We start from the raw sequence: 18213 nt of genomic DNA, 5'->3' as shown, positions 1-18213 counted from the left end.
GCGCAGATTTAACTCGAAAATGCGATCATAATCACGCTGGTCGCGCGCATTTTACCGCAAATATGAGACTATCGCCACGAAAATTATAGGTGTTTTCAAACCAATACCTAACACAATCGGTGGCTTTTAGATCAGACTAATTAAATTAGAACCTAGGAGTGAATGTTATCTGCTGAATTCTGATTTAAAAAAAATATAGCATTAATTTTTAAAGAAATAATTTTAGTTGTTTGTTTACAAGAACAGTTGCGCCTCAAATAACACCGCCCAAATGAGTCATCACTTGAGCAGTATAGTATTTGGGAATAAAAGGCACAGCAAGCAGCGTTCAAATAGTGTTCAACACTGCCTATGTCTGGAAAAAACCACTTAGAAATGGCCTTGGTAACCAAAGTACGTAGTCATTTCAGATTGTGCTTGAAATCCCATTGCGGTGCTATTTGCCACTAACTCTTCGTCTAACAAATTCTCTACACGTAAATACAACTCGTGCTGCTCAGTCAAACGGTAAGTTGCAGCGATATCCACCTTCCACTGACTATCAATAGCACGTTCATTGGTGAACCCACCTTGATAACCTAACTCAGATTGATACAAAGCTTGCGCCATAACGGACATATCACCATAAACAACACCAGAACTTAACGCCAGTTGTTGTTCTGGCACCCAAGGTAGTTGGCTATTGGCAGCAAAACATGCCATCAATTCATTGCAATTAGCACTGTCTGTTTCTGCTTGGGTATATTGGTATTTGGCTTTGAATGGAATTGAAAAGTGATCAAATGTTAGTCCATACGCTATGCTCAAATCTGCGCCGACAACAGAGACATCCTTAATATTCTCTTGTAATGATATTTGTTCATAATCACATATCATGCCCTGCATACAGCTTACATGTTGGTTATCGTAATCATGCATATAAGCCGTCATGGCAATCGATAAAGCATCTTGTTGGTAGCTTAATGCTAATTGATATTGCAGCGCATCTTGCGCCGTTTGCTCAATATTGCCGGCTGAAGCGGCTGTCCAAGCTTGCTTAGCTTGTAACGCGGCTAACCACGGCCCACTCTGATAAGCTACTTCAATAGAAGGCGACCAGCCATCATCAGAAAAGTCTGCAGCATTAAGGCTCGTATTTACATCACCAAGCTCACGAGAAACGCTGACATGCTCATAACCTAAACCGAGATTAATAGACCACTGACCATAATTTAATTTAGTGTCTACCGCTGATGAAAATGCCGAAGCATCATCAGTATACGTCAGTGCATATTCATCATCTGTTGTCGGCGTCAGTGATAAATCATTGTTCCAAGACCAATCACGTTGACCTAAACGCATTTCAGCTTTATCTGTATGGTAGCGCGCACTATAAGTCACCTGATGCTGACCGTACATGCTGACACCTTTAGTTTGCATACCAAACCCAGCAAAATCGTTATTTTGGGTTAACGATCCTAAGTTCATCCCATCGGCGGTAGGTGTTGCTTCAAACATGGCAATACGAGACAGCAACGCACTATTAATTTGTTCGCCATCAACAAATTGCATTGCTTGAGATTGTTGTGAATAGGTTTGATAATAAAAGTCGGTAGCCATCGTCGAAGTGGATGACATGATTAGCTTATGTGCTAACACGTAGCGTTGACGCTCGCCTTCAGTATTGTCGGTGCTGGCTGCTGAATATAATTGAGTCGGATTTACCGAAAAATCAACACTGGTTAACCCCAACGTTCCGCGGTCAGCTTCTTGCGATGAGTACTGATAACTAAATTCGGTCATTTGTTCATTGCGCGCTCCGGGTAAACTATCAGCAGCGATTTTGAACAGAATATCTTTTTGTGTCGTGTCGGCATCTCGGGCGACACGATAACCCACATCGTCAGCTGCAGATTGATAATCCACGGCTAATAACATGCCATTTTGCTTCGAAGTACCACTTAGCACAACCCCACCATTGATGGCATTATTGTCACTGCCTTCAACGTTGATATCGGTTGCATATTTTTGCGGACTAATTTGTACAGACTGATAATCAAGCTTACCAAAAGCAGCTTCTGAACTTTCAGTCACACTGGTCATGCTCGAAAAAAACACTTTTTGCTGGTGCAATAAATTGGGCTGCAATACTAAATGTTGTCCAGAATACGGCGCTGGAGAAAAGAATATACCATCTTGTAAAATGGCAACACCGTCAGTGGCACCTGCATGTGTGATCGTCACATCCTGATGTGGTCCGGTAGGTAACACTGTCGCGCCCGTCAACCCTAGTGCAATATCACTTTGGCGATAATGAAATTGGCTTATCGATAACTGTTGTAAATCGAGTTGATTATTAAGGTTATCAATAGACTCGGTCACCGTTTCTGCAACGGCATTGGTAGAATGGCAAACATAAAGCACTGCGGCTGCTATCACTGACAGGCTAAATGGGTGGTTAGACATATTAATCTCCGTATATGTGTCTGTTCACGCACAAAATCGCTAAAATGGCGAATCACTTAGTAAAAATCGTTCATTACAATAACGGTTTCAGTTACATAAAAATAGCGTACTGTTAACGTTTACTCGACATATTAATCGTTGCTTCGCAAAAAAAAGCGGCTAAAGCCGCTTTTTTATCAAGATATCAGTTAATCGATTAGATTAAAGATTCCCTAAAATTTCGTCACTCAGTTTCAAATCATCGTTTTGGTTGACGCTCACGCCTGCAGCAATGATCATACGAGCAATATCTTGCGCTTGTTCTAATGAATGCATTTCGTAAGTACCACATTGATATTCATTTAACTCAGGAATATCTTTCTGATCAATCACATTGGTTACATCAACCATTGCCGCTAGCCAGGAATCTGCAACTTTACTTTCTGTCGGTTGACCAATTAAGCTCATGTAAAAACCGGTACGGCATCCCATCGGCGAAATATCAATAATCTCTATACCATCACCGTTTAGATGTTCACGCATAAAACCTGCAAACAAATGTTCAAGTGTATGGATGCCACGTTCGCTGAGGATATCTTTATTGGGTGCACAGAAACGTAAATCGAATACCGTAATGGCATCGCCACTAGGGGTGCTCATGTGCTTGGCAACGCGAACCGCTGGAGCATTCATACGTGTATGATCTACGGTAAAACTGTCTAATAAAGGCATTGCTTTCTCCAAAGTAAATAATAATCTGACAATATAAAGCCCAATAACACGATAATATCACTATTTAAGCATGGTCACAGTGAGAGTTTACGGTTGATGTTTGTCATCTAACTCAAAGCGACTTAAGGCGTCTTCTGTGTAACTAAAGTAGCGCTTTACTGACTTCTCGTTTGCCATGTAAGACTTCAGTACTTTATTAAATAACGGGTCTTTAGCCGCTTCACTGTTAAGCACATCATCTTTTGCATATTTTAATGCGCGTATCACAGTGTCGGGAAAAGGTTTAACTTGCACATTATGCTCGTTAAGCAATACGTCCATTGCAGCAATATGGCCTTGAGTATAATCATCTAACATATCTTGATTAATGGCTCTGGCTGCAACTTTAACAATCATTTTCAAATCATTGGGCAGAGTGGAAAATGCCTGTTTGTTAATCAAAAACTCCATCGTCGAACCCGGCTCGTGCCAGCCAGGGTAATAATAATATTTAGCCACCTGATCCAACCCGAGCGGCAAATCATTATAAGGCCCTACCCACTCAGCAGCATCAATCGCGCCAGTTTGCAGTGCGCCATATAATTCTCTGCCAGCGAGTGCATCAACAGGAACGCCGCCGAGCTTCTTGAGCACTTCACCTCCTATGCCTGGTAAGCGCATCTTGAGGCCTTTAAAATCTTCTGGGGTTGCAATGATTTTATTAAACCAGCCGCCCATTTGCATGCCAGTATTTCCACCAGCAAGCGGCAATACGCCAAAAGGCTGATAAACTTCCTCCCATAATTCCATGCCACCGCCATAATGAAGCCACGCATTCATTTGCTGTGCATTTAATCCAAATGGTATAGATGAAAAAAACTGAGCGGCAGGCGCTTTACCTTTCCAATAATATGACGCGCTATGAGCCATTTCAATCGTGCCATTACTCACACCGTCAAAAACCGACAACGCTGGCATTAATTCGCCGGCACCATAAACGGAAATCACTAAGCGACCGTTAGACATTTGCTCGACCAATTGAGCAAATCTTTCTGGAGCCATGCCTAAACCGGGCAAGTTTTTTGGCCATGAGGTGGCTAAACGCCATTCAATCACTTGATGAGGAATATAATCATTTTGCGCAACAGAACTTGTCTTCGAAGGCGTATCTTGTTGACAGCCTAGCAATAACGTTAAGCCCAGCAACCAGCAGGTTTGTATCACCTTGCTCATGTAAATATCCTATCTCAATCGCACGCTTATTTTCATAACTGTAACATAATCATAACCAGTGACAAACATCACCTCACTACAATACAAAATAAAAAACCTCACAGGACATGTGAGGTTTTTTGTATAGATCTGTCAGCAAGTTAATAACAATTAACCTTTATCGTTATCCCTTACAATTAGGAGTCCTAGGCACTTCATCCAAAGCTTGCCATTCTGGCTGGCTATAAGCATTTATGGAAAGCGCATGAACGCCATTGGCTAATTCATCTGCTAGCGCTTGGTTTACCAACCGGTGACGGGCAAGTAAGCGCTGTTCGCTAAATTGATCGCTAACTACAACCACTTTAAAATGGGTTTCTGAGTTAGGCGGCACATGATGACGATTACTCTCATTAATCACTTCAAGATGCAAAGGCGAAAAGGCGTGATTCAATTTATCGGTAATGATTTGTTCGACAGACATAGTGATACTCTTATTAATCCATATCGATTAAATCAAAGGGTACTGGTTTGCCGAATAAAGGTCAAACAAGCAAGGTAAAAGTTAACGTTTGAGCACAACTTTCTCAAGTCGATCTGAAATTAACTCCTTGGCCAATCGGTTATATCAACACTATCGATACAATATGACGCATGACTCTCATTGTGTTGCTGTAATGCCTCACGTCCCAACCATGCATTAATAAATAATCCTTGTGGGTCGTATGTCTGCTGCTGTTTTTGCAGATTAAAACGTCTCGAACCGCGTGGATCAGCACCAACACCGGCTAGATACTGCCAATTACCCCAATTCACAGCTGAATCATAATCAATTAATTGCTGTTGAAAATACGCCGCCCCATAACGCCAATCACATTGCAGTTCATTGACCAAGCAACTTGCTACAATTTGCCTGCCGCGGTTTGACATATAGCCAGTGTCATTTAACTGCTTCATCAATGCATTCACAAACGGATAAGGTGTAGTGGCGGTTTTCCAAGCTCGAATGCGTTGGGCGTAAAAACTGGTTAATGGTTTACGTCCATTAATGCCTGAAAATCTAAACACCAGCGTATTGAATTTATGCGCGTAAAAATGGAAATACTCACGCCAAAGCAGCTCATACAAAATACACTCGGTCGATTCGTTAGCACCTTGTTGTAACTCAAATTGCTTTAATGCTGCGACGACTTGCCTTGCCGATAGACAACCATTGGCTAACCAAGGCGAAAACTTTGTTGAACATTCCCAGCCATCAAGTTCGTTTCGTACGGCTTTATAGTTATGGGCTAAATTTGACGAAAAGTAACTGTCTAGTTGCAATTTCCCTTGTGCTTCACCACCGCAAAAGACATTACTCATCGTTTGAGTTTGTGGCAACCAGCTAGGATAAGCCAGCCAAGACTGAAGTTGTTTGTCTTGTGGCTTAAGTGCGACCATAGACGGGAGCCAAGATACTGCATCAATGGCAGGGCTGATATTAACGTTGTCGACCTTTTTACGGAACTGACTAAATGTCGGAGCTAGATCGGCTAATTCAAAAGGCAGTTGCTGCAGATCAAACAGAGTTTGGGTGGTAATAGTCGAATATTCAACATTGGGGCACTGCTGCTGAATGACTTGCCAAGCCGATTGCTCATCAGCACCACTATGGTTACTACGATATACCCTTGAAATATTATGGGCTTGAATTATATAGGGTAACGATTTTTGCGCTGAGGCATAAACAATATGCACTTGTTGACCATATTGATTAAGCGTTTCATCTAAAGCCCGCAATGATTCTAATAAAAACCGCAGTCGGTACTTACCGACATACTCAGCCTGATATTGAGCTTGGCGAAACCAGTTAGGGTCGATGCAGTACACCACCATCAACTGTTGTGCATGCAGGGCTATATCTGCAAAGATGGCATTATCTGCTACCCGCAGATCATCACCTAACCAATAAAGTGCATTGACAGTAGAGTGTGATGTCGATTGTAAATTCGTTTCTTCGAAAGTTTGCCCATCAGCATTATTCATCTATTCATTACCACAGCTTGTACTAATGCTAATGAGTACGTATACATAGCGGTTAACGGTTCAATAATGATCCATTTTAGCGATATCCCCAAACTAGCTAGACCTTCGGACTTCGAGGTCCTAGAGTCGCTTCGCTGCTAGTTCGCTACGCGGATAGAGCGCTTCGCTGCTAAGATTTTATAGCACCTAATCGCGCAGCATCCTAGGCGCTTAGCTTTTCGCTTGTTATCGCTTGTCATTTATAGGATAGGAACCGCTTGGCTGCTAAGATTTTATAGCATCTAGCCGCGCAGTGTCCTAGCCTCTAGGCCTTTCGCTTTTAGCTATGGCCATCAACAAGATTTGTTAACCATAGTAATTAGGGATAATGTGTCGAAAAGTAAAATTAATACGCGGTTCAGTTACCTTAAGGCGCTTAGGTAACGCATGTTGCCAGTGTTGCTGCATACCGGGATGCATAATCAGTAAGTCGCCGGATGCCAAGGGAAAAGTAACTTTGGTTTGCGTCGGTTTATGGCGCACAACAAAATCTCTACAGGCGCCTAACGTGATAGACGCAATCGCCGAACCCGTGACAATTTCAGGTTCATCGTCACTGTGCCAGCCCATACAGTCACGGCCATCGGCATAGCGATTAACTAACACTGAATTACTGTCTATTTGATGATCGTTACGTAATTTTGCACGTAATCGACTTAACACTTTTGGCCAAGCGAGCGCGGTGATGTGCAATTTGGAATAGTGATAATCGCAACCCAGATCGCCAAACCAAGCTTGGGTGCGAGGAATAAAATGCTGTTTGCCATAGACTTCAATCGCCACGCGATCTAATGGGTATTGTTCTACTTCCATCATTAACAACTGTTGCTGCTTGGGTGACAAAAAACCTTTAATCCAAGTAACTGGTGGACTGATTTGGTTCATCGCTGTTGGCACAACAACGGTATCTTGAGTGAAGCCGCTTTGTGGCTCACCAAAATCTAATCCATGTTGAAATCCTGTCACCCGATCACCCTTTTATCTCGTTTACCTTAATTAATACCAACGTTTGATTCTAGCAATCCATAAACCTGAAACCACAATGACTGCCATTAAGATTAATACCGAAAAATAGCCAAAATGCCATTTTAACTCAGGCATATTGTCAAAGTTCATTCCGTAAATGCCGGCGACTAATGTTAATGGTAAAAAAATCGCGGTGACCATTGTTAATGTCATCATCACCCGGTTAGTTTTATGGGCACTCACCGAAATATAACCATTGATTAAACTGTCCACTAAACCTTGATAAAGACTGGCACGACTGGATAGGCGTTCAAATTGATTATATAAATAGCTCAATTGTTCGTAGTCCATCTTAATATGCAGATGGGTGTCATCACCTAGTAATTGTTGCAAGATTTCTTCGTGGTAACTAAACGAACGTTTGGCTTTTTGTAGCTTACTGCTATAAGCGATTAGCTCTGCTAATAAATCATCTGTAGACACATCAAAAATTTCATCTTCTATTTCCCCTAAACGCTCTTCTAATGCCAACATCACCGCCAGATAATCAATCACAATTTGGCGCATCAATTCAAAACTGACTCGGCTCATCTCTGAACTTTCGAGGCTACCTTGTGCACTAATGCGTTGGATAACTTTGTTGACACTGATAGAAGGTTTCAGGTGCTGAGTGACTAAAAAGCGGTCATTTACATGCAATAACAACTGGCTGCGCTCGAGCAGAAGATACTCATCTCTAGCCATAAGCTCGTGGGTTAACAAATATGAATGTGAATCATATTCTTCAAACTGAGGGGGATGACGCTCCCGTTGTGCTTCTTCAAAATCGAGGTGGTCAATCCCAAACAAAGGATATTGCTTGAAAAACGCTTGGCTGTGCTGGCCTGAAATATCGACCCATATTAGCTGCTGTTGCGGGTCATACTGGCTCATGAGAGTCTCATCACCTTGTGATATCAACTGACCTTGCCCATTAAATAATAGTATTTGTATCGCCATGAAAACCCTTTCAACAACCCATTATTACTCTATATGGCCTAACTGATCATCTCTGACTCGCCAGCCGTTTCAATGTGTTGTTTAATCTGCTCAAAATGACTATTGACCCAAGCACTACTGATTGGGCCCCAAGTTGAAATGCGATAATAACCTTCATTATGACGCTGACCTTGCTGCACAAAATCCACTTCAATACCAATATCAGCAAATGCAGCTATCGCATCTTGCAATGTCCTTCTTGGCATAAGAGTCATTTTATGTAAGCTTAATAAGTTGTGTTGTTCTTCATCCAGCAGGTGCGCTAAATACAATTTTCGTAAAAATGCTTTTTGCGATTTATTGATCACGTAATTATTCGAAAACATCCTTCACACGCCCTATTACCTCTTCATCACTTAATAGAAATTACTGCATCTGTAGCCAATCACGCAAGCACTATTGCCAGTGTCAGTCGATTGTGACTGAATTAATCGCAGCATTGCGACTGAATTAATCATGGTTCAAAGGATAATTGATTGATTTATCAATAACCCATTATGATTAACGCTACCTAAGTAGAGACAATCTGGTTATAGTTTTTAACAATCGATAGCATCAAAGATGGAAAACCAATAGACATGGATACCCCGCCGCAGTCAAAGAGCCCAATAGCACAACCGCAATCAAATGATCCGTCAGCGGTAAGTGATACCACCTCAGCTACGTCCTCTGCAGGAGACACATTAGCGCACGTTTATGACCATGGGCCACGTTTATCCCAAGATGAGTATATTCAACTTACCGAGTTCCCACTGAGCAATATTGATCCTAATTACCCTAAACTATTATTGATCATTAGCAGTGTCGTGGCGGTGATAATCATAACTGTTTTAAGCGCATTTCTATTAATCACTAAACCGCTGCCATTGATGATAGCTTCAGTTGGTTTGGTTTCAGCCATGTTATTGGCCGTTGTGATGATTAAACTTATTCACCTTAAAGCACATAAAATTGCTTACGGATTGTTTAAACATGAAATGGTGTTTCGTGAAGGTTTATTTTGGGTATCAACAACGGCACTACCTTACACTCGGCTGCAACATGTTAATTTGTCTCAAGGGCCGCTCGAGCGAAAATACAACTTAGTCACCTTAAAATGCTTCAGTGCCGGCAGCGGATTAGCTGAGATAGATCTGCCAGGTCTTAATGCCGATTTAGCTGAACATTTACGTCAACATTTATTGAGCCAAGCAGCAGCAAGTCATCAATTACTCAGCACCGAAACAGAAATTGTTGATCCAACGCCATCTGACGCTGAAACGGATCCGTTATCCATTCAACCTCCTCAACAGGATAATCACAATGGATAAGTCATCAACATCATCAGATGATGCCCAGCCTGTTGATACCAATGGCATCGCAACGAATAGTTCATCCGATGCCAATATTGCTGAGGTGGCCAATACCCTTGATACGACAATAGAAAACAATAGCGCCGATACAAGGGAGCAGAACAGCAATTCAATAAGTGATTTACAACAATGGCAAGCACTGTCGGCTTGGTCCATTGTCAGCAATATTTTCAGTACCTTGAAAAACATTCTTAGTAATGGTTTCGCTATCGTGCCAATTGCCTATACCGGATGGCAGCAAGGTTTTGATATGCAGTGGGGCATATTGGCGTCGAGTGTTTTATTATTACTGGTGACAATTTTCGCGATAATAGAATGGCGTAAATTTCGTTTTCGTCTTCATAACCATCAACTTGAAGTTAAACGTGGTTTAATATTTATCAAAAAGGATGAAATACCGCTAAGCCGAATACAAAATATTCGTTATGAACAGCCGTTTTACTTTAAGCCGCTGTCACTCGGCACTCTGGTGATTGAGACCGCTGGTTCTAAAAAAGACGAAGCTCATTTAGCAGCCTTAGATACATTACAGGCACAAACGTTAAAACGTTTACTGTTAAATTTAAGCCATACAAAAGCAACCTCGACAGATGAGCTTCCAAACGTAAACAGTCAACAAAATGTTGATAACACCCAACCCATTGTGCGTAAAAGTTTAGCTGATTTAGTCTTATTTGGTTTTTATCAAAACAATTTTATTTGGTTTGCGGTTATCGCTGGTCCCATTGCAGGCCAAATAGATTGGGATAACATATTCGACTCACCGCTCGCGCAGCAGTTTTGGTTATGGGTCCAGCAGCAAACCCATCAAAACATTGGTTTGCAAACCATCATGGTCATCGTGGGGTTATTTGCGATTTACAGCTTGTTTTCGTTAATTTCAATTGTGGCAGCCATTTTAAAATATCATCCATATCAGCTCGACAAACATGATGAAACCCTACAGCGAAGTGGCGGTGTCATTTCGCATCAACAAGATGCGTTGGCCATAAAACGCATTCAACTAATCCAGGTTCAACAACCTGCTATTGCACGTTTATTTAACCGCTGGACCTTATACTTTAAACAAGTCAAAGGCCATGAGGTTGAACAAAAAACCAAGCAGCACATGTTAGTTCCTAGTGTAAAGTCAGCTGAAATAGCATCACTATTAGCTAGCATTCCAAATATTAGTGGCGGTGCAAGTGCATTACCCAGTAGTTATAAGCCTATCCATATTAATTGGCTCACAAAGCGAATCGTTTTACCGCTATTTGTAGCCATCATACTTACCATTGTGGGTTACAGTGGTCATCATAGCCATGAGTTTTTTGAGTTCACTTGGTTTGCTACAACAATGATGATGCTAGCGATTTATGTTCGTTATAAACAATGGGGATATGTATTAGCAGATAAGGTTATTTGGCAGCATAGCGGCTTTTTCAGTCAACAATGGAAACGGGTCGCATTTGACAAAGTTCAACATGTTAAAATTACCCAAACTAAAGGCCAAAAACATGCTCAGCTAGCCTATGTTGAAATCGGATTAGCCAGTGGCAGTGTGATATTCCCGTATATTCCCATATCGGTTGCACAACAAATAGTGGCCCAGTCGCTCAATGCCACGGTCCATAATAATCACAATTGGATTTAATATAATGAATGAAATACACACAAAAAATGTCAACGTCGACGATGTTATCGATTTTTGGTTTGTTCAAATATCCCCTAAACAATGGTGGGTAAAAGATATCGAGTTAGATTTGCACATAAAAAACACATATGGCGCCACGTTACAGGCGGCCATCAAGGGTGAGTTACAACATTGGCGTAAAGATGCCCAAGGTCGATTGGCCGAAATAATCGTATTAGACCAATTTTCGCGAAACATTTATCGCGATACTCCAACCGCGTTTGCCGCTGACAATATCGCGTTAGAGCTTGCGCAACAAGCCGTTGCACTAGGTTGTTTAGCAGAGTTACCCATTCAACAGGCTGCATTTTTAATCATGCCCTACATGCATAGCGAATTAATAGTGATCCACCAGCAAGCGTTGCCTTTATTTGAACAATATGCACCCGACAATTTACGCAGCCAGCGACAACACCAAGCGATTATTGCTCAATTTAATCGCTATCCACACCGCAATGCCTTATTAGGCCGCGAGTCTACGGCTGCCGAACTCACATTTTTAACTCAACCCGGTTCTCGCTTTTAAGCAGACGAAAATCACCACGACATAAACGATAAATGTCGATTTTATTTAACCACTAACACCGGGCAATCAGCTTTATTGGCAATCGCTTCAGCCACATTATCATGCAAAAAATGAGACAGTCCGCTTCGACCATGGCTGGCAATAACCACCATACCAATGTCACCGCTGTTGGCCTCGGCCAAAATTTCATCAATGGCATCACCACGTCGAATAACCGTTTCAATCTTTAAATTAGTATTCAACTGAGCTAATAACTTATGCATTTTACTCGCCGCTGCATCTTCCATACTTTTAGCCAACTCTTCGGGCGTTATCGCAAGAATCATGTAATTCTCATCACCAAAAGGTTGATCTACAACGTGTAAAATACGAATGCCTACTTGATATAAATTTGCCATTTCAATGGCATATCGTAAAGCATGTGCCGCTGTATCAGAAAAATCTGTAGGCCATAAAATATTACGTGTTCGCATATTATTCTCCTCCACAATGCAAAGTGTGCTTTTGCAACGACATGACACCCCTTACTAGAACACACTCGGATCCATCTCAACAAATTAAGTATAGTCAGTATTAAAAACTTACTTAGTGATCAAAATCAAATCAAATGCGAAAACTTGCTTTGGATCATAAACAAGCATAATATCAGACCGACTAATCAGTCGGTTTGTTAGCTCGATTCATGTAGGGTTTATCAAATCAACATCGTTATTTTTGCTGGAGCTTTAATATGAATATGGCCGTTGATAATAATCAAACTCAATTGCGACAGTTACTAACTGATCAACGAGCACGTTTTCAGTCCAATCCGGCACCTAGTTACCAATCTCGGGTAGATAAATTAACCCAGCTAAAGCAAGCTTTACTTGATTACCAACAGCCTATCATCGATGCATTAATTAATGATTACGGTCACCGCTCGCCAAACGACACCATCATTTCGGATATTATGCCTTGTGTGAATAACATCAATTACACTATCAAGCATCTTAAGTCATGGATGAAACCCAGTCGCCGTCATGCTGGTTTATTACTGTCCCCGTCTAAAGTGTCGGTGCAATATCAGCCCTTAGGCGTAATCGGTATTATTGTGCCGTGGAACTTCCCGGTAATGTTATCTATGGGTCCGCTGACCACCGCCATTGCTGCTGGTAATGGAGCCATGCTGAAAATGTCGGAATTCACTCCGGCAACGAATGCGGTATTGCGCAAGATGCTAGCAACGATTTTTGACTCAAATGAAGTCGAACTAGTAGAAGGTGAAGCTGATGTAGCCGCTGCATTTTCAGCATTACCATTTGATCATATTCTGTTTACCGGCTCAACCGTTGTTGGCCGCCATGTTATGCGTGCAGCAGCTGATAACCTGACACCGGTAACATTAGAATTAGGTGGTAAATCTCCAGCCATCATCGCTCCCGACATGCCAATCGACACCGCTGTAGAACGACTTATTTTTGGTAAATGTTTAAATGCTGGCCAAATTTGTGTCGCGCCTGACTATGTGTTGTGCCCTGCGGAAAAAGTTGACGCGTTTATTGCTGCTTATCAACGTCGCTTTAATAAAATGTACCCTAAATTCGACACCAACCAAGATTACGGCAATATCATTAATGATCGCCAATACCAGCGTCTGCTAGCGGTGCTAGAAGATGCCAAAGCCAAAGGTGCAACAGTCACCTCCGCAATTGATGGTCCAATATCGACAACTCAGCGAAAAATAGCCACTCAACTAGTCACACATACCACAGACGATATGCTCATTATGCAGGATGAAATTTTTGGCCCTTTATTACCCATTATTAGCTATCAGTCGATAGATGAAGCAATAGGTTATATCAACCGAAATGACCGACCATTAGCCTTGTATCTCATGAGTTTTGAACAACAAACGCAGCAACAAGTATTGCAGCAAACTCATTCTGGTGGCGTTTGTATTAATGACACAGTATTCCATGTGGCCGCCGATGACGCGCCCTTTGGCGGTATTGGTCCGTCTGGCATGGGGCACTATCATGGCAAGGAAGGTTTCTTAACCTTTAGTCATGCTAAGACCATATTGAACAGTGGCAAAATCAATACCGGCATTTTTGTTCATCCTCCTTATGGCGGGGTGATTCAAAAATTATTGATGAAGTTTTTCTTACGTTAACTCTCTCATAGTCGCGACTGCAAGTATTGCTGTTGTTAGCGATACTTGCTGAGCAAAGTTTGTCATAAAATATGACTAGATAAATTATCCATAACCTAATAGATAAATAGATAAATAGATAAATAGATAAATAGATAAATAGATAAAGTAGGTATGTTGACTCCATGAGCAGTAAATCGATTGTGAACACCGATAAAAAACAAGCCATTTTAAACGCGGCTTTACAGCTGTTTGTTAACAAAGGCTTCAATGCGACATCGACGGCATCCATAGCCAAAGCGGCGAGCGTGGCAACAGGCACGTTGTTTCATCATTTCCCGACAAAAAAAGACATCATGAATCAGCTTTTTTTATCGATTAAACAAGAGTTTGCTACCAACATGGTGAGCAGTACCGATTTTAGTGGCGATATCGAACAAGATGCCAATACGTTATGGCAAAAAGCCATCGACTGGGCCATTGCACAACCCTTAAAGCAACTTTTTTTTCTACAATACTCGATGTCAGCAGACATTGATGCTGAGGTCAGAAAGCAAGCAATGAACAGCATTCTTGGATTTGTCGTCGAATTGATTACTCAAGGTAAACAACAGCAAATTATCGCTGACATTCCCAACGCCTTATTGCTCGAAAATTGCCATGGTCAATACCTAGCTGCCATCCGCTTTTTTACTGACAACCCGCATTTAGGTGATGACGAAATATACAGACACGCCAGTTTCAGACTATTTTGGCAGGCAATGAAAGCGTGATAGAAAGTATTAATCTAAACTAAAGTTGGTTAAATCAACATCATCAGCAGGTGTTGACGCACTATCAAAATCTAATTGTGGAGTGTGTGACGTTTGCTGGGTTTGTAACTCCAGCTGCTTAGCTTTATGTAAGGCATATTGACGGCGACGTTTGCGCTGTGTGCACAAACGGATCACATCTTGTTTTTGCAATTCGCTGTAACTCATCCAGTTAAAACGTTCATCACGGCTTCGAAGACAGCCCATACAATACCCACGACTGTCTGACTGACAAACGCCGATACATGGACTGGGCACCGCAAAAAAACTTAACTGTTCCATCATTAGAATACTTAACCTCAGCTAATATTGAATTTGGTACTTAACATTTAAATACACGATATAGTTATTTGTAACTGAGATAGAAAGCAATCGCTTGCCATATCAACCAAAGCCAGCATTAAACATTGTTATATTAAGGTTATACTAATTGAGCTAATTTTGTACATTATTGCAAGTTAATAAGGAGGGTCTCATGATAAATTTAAGACGTTCAGGGCAAGATTCAACACGTAAACCAATGTGGATTAACACTATTTTACTGTTAAGTGGCTTAGTACTACTTGCATCTTGTGCAACAAAACCAAAGCAAGATTATGATGTTAATTATGATTTTTCAACACTCAAAACATTCAACCAACTCACTGTAAAGCAAACAGATGATCCGTTAACTGCAGATCGCATTAATGATGATATTAAACAATCATTACTTAGCCAAGGTTATGTATTTAAAGCCGATAATGCCGACTTTGTAGTGAACTATGCTTTTGTGACTGAAAACAAAGAAAAAGATTCAGGATTATCTATTGGCTTAGGTTCGGGTACTTGGGGGGCTGGTGGCGGTATTAGTCTTGGCACCAGTATTGGTATCCCGCTAGGCAGTGACACCGCTAAAACTCAAACCATTCAAATTGATATTATCGATCCCACAGATAAACGCCTCATTTGGCGTGGTAATGGTCAGTACCACTTTGACGAGGGCGGTGAAGATAAAGCCAAAGATATTAATCAAACGGTTGCTGCTATTTTGGCGCAATTTCCACCCAAAAAATAATCTACCATCGATTTAGCCGCAACTTACTCATAAGTGAATTGCGGCTTATTCAAATAGAGACTACCGCTCAGCTAAGCGACTAAACACAAATATCTATTTAGCAATTTGCCACTACACGGTAAACTAGCCATCACACTACTTTATTGACCCAGTTGAAATGACGACAGAAACATATAACCAAGCTTTATTAACACTTGCGCTAGCTGGAATAGAAGCCATAAACACCTCCGCTTCACAGCACAAAGCGGTCAGAACGCCAGCACAAGAAAGCCATTTTTTATGTAACTGGATGGTTGAGTCGTTAAAAACAAAACGTTTTTCAAAACTAATGGCCGACGACTTAACGGCCTGGATCCGTCAAGCGCGTAGTCAAGGAGCTGGGGCTCAACTAAAACGATTATTAATCTGTATTGCCGATCAATACCAACAGGCTAACAACAGTGACATCGCTACAGGTGTTGGGCTTAAGAACATGTTAGCGGGGCTCACAGCACAAGAATGGGTAGTAATCACCGATACCGATATTGATGCAAAACTGAAACTCGACAGTGATGGTAAATCCAGTTTAATTATCTCAGCAAAAGATTTTAATCAACACATTGTAGATGACAAAATAGTAAAACCCATCTCAATGTACATTCGTGGAGATGAAAAACTGGTGGCTCGTTTAGCGCTAGAGCAAGGTATATTACTCAGTCCAGGCAATAAAAAAACCTCATTAATCAAACACCATAAAACTTATGTATTAATGCCAAGCAATTTACACCAGAGTTTATGCTTACTGTGTCTTGATCTATATTAAGTATTAAAAGTTGGTGTAGTATTAATACAACGGTAAGAATAAGGAAACACCATGAAAAAATGCTTTATTGCACTCACCTGCCTTGTGATGTTTTTTTGTGGTCCCAACGTTCAAGCGAACACAGCGCTGAAGTACAACGTCAACGCTTCAAGCAGTTGGGTGCCCTACTACATTACAGAATCGCCAAAAGAGCCTGGAATATTAGGGGAGTTGGTTCCGTTATTGCTTGCCAAAGCTAATATTGAAATTGAAAAACACAATTTTCCGCCGAAAAGAACAAACTATGCACTCGATAATGGCTTATTAGACTTTGACTTTGTGAGCCCTGGTTGGTTTCCTAATCAAGAATTAGGCACACTTTTTGTCCAGTCAAACCCCATTATCGCTATCCAAGAAAACATTATTACCTTAGAAGAAAAAGCCAACGATTGGCAAAGTATTGATAACATTAAAGGTAAAGAAATAGGCACAGTACGTGGTTATTTGTACCATGATGATGCTGAATTTATTCGAGTCGATTTTACTTCTGAACGCGACCTCATAAGAGCACTTTATAAAAATCGCGTTGGTGCTGCTATATCTGGTGATTTACCAGCGTTGTATTGGGCCAAAAAACTCAACAACCCAATTACCCTCGCTGCTATTCATTCAAAAGGCCACTTAGTTATGCGCCTTCGTAAAGAGCATGCGGCCTTACTGCCACAAATTAATGCCGCTATAGCAGAACTTGAACTAAATGGTACAACTCAAAGCATTATCGACAAATACACCAAGCAAGATATATTTAATCAATAATTCAATAAGACAATTACGCTAAAACGGGTTTACGCTGTAGCCTTCGTGGGCTAATACTGCATGTGCAGTTAACGCGGATAATGCCATGGTAACGCCTGGTAATAAGTCTTGTGGTGTAATGCCGTAATATGCAGCTGTTTGACCACACACATAAAACCTAACTTGATTATTAATCAGCTGCGCAATTAAATCTTTATTAGCATTCTTTTGCCCTGCATTAAGTTGCTGATAAAAACTGTCCTTAGTCATATCATTAGCCGCTTTACCGTGCACCACCATCGCAACTGAAATGTCCTCAAGCTTAACCCCAGCAGCGACGTGCATATTAATAAAGCGCGCCAGGGTATCGATACCACGGTTTAACTCTGCAGGTTTAGATGCACTACCTAGATCAAAAGCGACTTTAAACTTCATACCGGCTGGTATGACTAAGCCGCTATTTACGTCAGCCACTTTGCCATAGTCTTTAATCACAGAACCCGATTTAAATGCATCAATACCCGCTGTTGCCGTAAATGATGAACATGCAATTAACGTCACTATTGTCGATGTAAACAGGTTTTTACTCATTGAACGTAAACCGAGTTTCATTATGTTGATATTCCTTATATCTATTTTTTATACTTACTCTAGCACAGATTAACGCTTAGGTTT

At 41.2% G+C, this 18213-nt stretch carries 19 protein-coding genes; 8 read left to right on the top strand and 11 right to left on the bottom strand.

Annotated elements, in window-relative coordinates; all coding sequences use genetic code 11:
• Positions 1-369 precede the first annotated feature (369 nt).
• From AAEY97_RS00910 to AAEY97_RS00875, 8 genes are all read right to left on the bottom strand, one after another.
• Positions 370-2445, bottom strand: coding sequence for a TonB-dependent receptor domain-containing protein (locus tag AAEY97_RS00910; protein WP_350995875.1), 2076 nt, complete (start codon positions 2443-2445; stop codon positions 370-372).
• Positions 2446-2646: 201 nt separating this feature from the next.
• A complete protein-coding gene (gene luxS, locus AAEY97_RS00905; RefSeq protein ID WP_011636421.1) occupies positions 2647-3156 on the bottom strand; it encodes an S-ribosylhomocysteine lyase in 510 nt (169 codons plus the stop codon).
• A gap of 87 nt (positions 3157-3243) precedes the next feature.
• Complete coding sequence (locus AAEY97_RS00900) at positions 3244-4368, bottom strand: TRAP transporter substrate-binding protein (protein ID WP_350995872.1); 1125 nt, start codon at positions 4366-4368, stop codon at positions 3244-3246.
• Positions 4369-4531: 163 nt separating this feature from the next.
• Complete coding sequence (locus AAEY97_RS00895; RefSeq protein WP_101085802.1) at positions 4532-4831, bottom strand: BolA family protein; 300 nt, start codon at positions 4829-4831, stop codon at positions 4532-4534.
• Positions 4832-4950: 119 nt separating this feature from the next.
• Positions 4951-6372: a DASH family cryptochrome gene (locus AAEY97_RS00890; RefSeq protein WP_162022511.1), complete on the bottom strand. Its 1422-nt coding sequence runs from the start codon at positions 6370-6372 to the stop codon at positions 4951-4953.
• A gap of 345 nt (positions 6373-6717) precedes the next feature.
• A complete protein-coding gene (locus AAEY97_RS00885; protein ID WP_194956155.1) occupies positions 6718-7296 on the bottom strand; it encodes an alpha-ketoglutarate-dependent dioxygenase AlkB family protein in 579 nt (192 codons plus the stop codon).
• A 111-nt stretch (positions 7297-7407) separates the two neighbouring features.
• Positions 7408-8376, bottom strand: coding sequence for a magnesium transporter CorA family protein (locus tag AAEY97_RS00880; RefSeq protein ID WP_162022509.1), 969 nt, complete (start codon positions 8374-8376; stop codon positions 7408-7410).
• A 38-nt stretch (positions 8377-8414) separates the two neighbouring features.
• Positions 8415-8741 carry a winged helix-turn-helix domain-containing protein gene (locus AAEY97_RS00875; protein ID WP_350995868.1) on the bottom strand — a complete coding sequence of 109 codons (327 nt, stop codon included), beginning with the start codon at positions 8739-8741 and terminating at the stop codon, positions 8415-8417.
• 252 nt (positions 8742-8993) lie between these two features.
• Between AAEY97_RS00875 and AAEY97_RS00870 the strand changes: the two genes are divergently transcribed.
• From AAEY97_RS00870 to AAEY97_RS00860, 3 genes are read left to right on the top strand one after another with little or no spacing between them, the layout of a single operon-like run.
• Complete coding sequence (locus tag AAEY97_RS00870; protein WP_350995865.1) at positions 8994-9725, top strand: PH domain-containing protein; 732 nt, start codon at positions 8994-8996, stop codon at positions 9723-9725.
• Positions 9718-11400, top strand: coding sequence for a PH domain-containing protein (locus AAEY97_RS00865; protein ID WP_350995863.1), 1683 nt, complete (start codon positions 9718-9720; stop codon positions 11398-11400). Before AAEY97_RS00870 ends, AAEY97_RS00865 begins: the two co-directional genes overlap by 8 nt.
• A gap of 4 nt (positions 11401-11404) precedes the next feature.
• Positions 11405-11965: a DUF924 family protein gene (locus AAEY97_RS00860; RefSeq protein WP_350995860.1), complete on the top strand. Its 561-nt coding sequence runs from the start codon at positions 11405-11407 to the stop codon at positions 11963-11965.
• A gap of 41 nt (positions 11966-12006) precedes the next feature.
• On the opposite strand, the gene AAEY97_RS00855 is transcribed toward AAEY97_RS00860, so the two are convergent.
• Positions 12007-12438: a universal stress protein gene (locus tag AAEY97_RS00855; RefSeq protein ID WP_350995857.1), complete on the bottom strand. Its 432-nt coding sequence runs from the start codon at positions 12436-12438 to the stop codon at positions 12007-12009.
• 257 nt (positions 12439-12695) lie between these two features.
• Here AAEY97_RS00855 and AAEY97_RS00850 point away from each other — a divergent pair, with 257 nt between their 5' ends.
• Both AAEY97_RS00850 and AAEY97_RS00845 read left to right on the top strand, forming a co-directional pair.
• Positions 12696-14117, top strand: a complete 1422-nt coding sequence (locus AAEY97_RS00850; RefSeq protein WP_350995854.1) for a coniferyl aldehyde dehydrogenase — start codon at positions 12696-12698, stop codon at positions 14115-14117.
• A 164-nt stretch (positions 14118-14281) separates the two neighbouring features.
• On the top strand, positions 14282-14869 hold the full coding sequence (locus AAEY97_RS00845; RefSeq protein WP_101085812.1) for a TetR/AcrR family transcriptional regulator: 588 nt from the start codon (positions 14282-14284) through the stop codon (positions 14867-14869).
• A 9-nt stretch (positions 14870-14878) separates the two neighbouring features.
• Here the strand turns inward: AAEY97_RS00845 and AAEY97_RS00840 are convergent, their stop codons facing one another.
• Entirely contained in the window at positions 14879-15190 is a 312-nt protein-coding gene (locus tag AAEY97_RS00840; protein ID WP_182744840.1) for a DUF1289 domain-containing protein, read from the bottom strand.
• A 238-nt stretch (positions 15191-15428) separates the two neighbouring features.
• Here AAEY97_RS00840 and AAEY97_RS00835 point away from each other — a divergent pair, with 238 nt between their 5' ends.
• The 3 genes from AAEY97_RS00835 to AAEY97_RS00825 all read left to right on the top strand — a co-directional run bounded on the left by AAEY97_RS00835 (position 15429) and on the right by AAEY97_RS00825 (position 17559).
• The gene (locus AAEY97_RS00835; RefSeq protein ID WP_350996002.1) at positions 15429-15962 is read left to right on the top strand and encodes a DUF4136 domain-containing protein; all 534 of its coding nucleotides are present in this window, start codon (positions 15429-15431) and stop codon (positions 15960-15962) included.
• A gap of 157 nt (positions 15963-16119) precedes the next feature.
• Positions 16120-16764: a DUF2913 family protein gene (locus AAEY97_RS00830; RefSeq protein ID WP_101085815.1), complete on the top strand. Its 645-nt coding sequence runs from the start codon at positions 16120-16122 to the stop codon at positions 16762-16764.
• Between the two features lie 51 nt (positions 16765-16815).
• The gene (locus AAEY97_RS00825) at positions 16816-17559 is read left to right on the top strand and encodes a substrate-binding periplasmic protein (RefSeq protein ID WP_350995850.1); all 744 of its coding nucleotides are present in this window, start codon (positions 16816-16818) and stop codon (positions 17557-17559) included.
• Between the two features lie 18 nt (positions 17560-17577).
• Here AAEY97_RS00825 and AAEY97_RS00820 read toward each other — a convergent pair whose 3' ends face one another.
• Positions 17578-18150, bottom strand: coding sequence for a DsrE family protein (locus AAEY97_RS00820; protein WP_350995847.1), 573 nt, complete (start codon positions 18148-18150; stop codon positions 17578-17580).
• Positions 18151-18213: the final 63 nt, after the last annotated feature.

The organism is Shewanella sp. TB7-MNA-CIBAN-0143, from assembly GCF_040310065.1.
Lineage (GTDB): Bacteria > Pseudomonadota > Gammaproteobacteria > Enterobacterales > Shewanellaceae > Shewanella.
The sequence above is the reverse complement of the archived record's forward strand: the minus strand, read 5'-3'. Positions and strand labels throughout refer to the sequence as shown.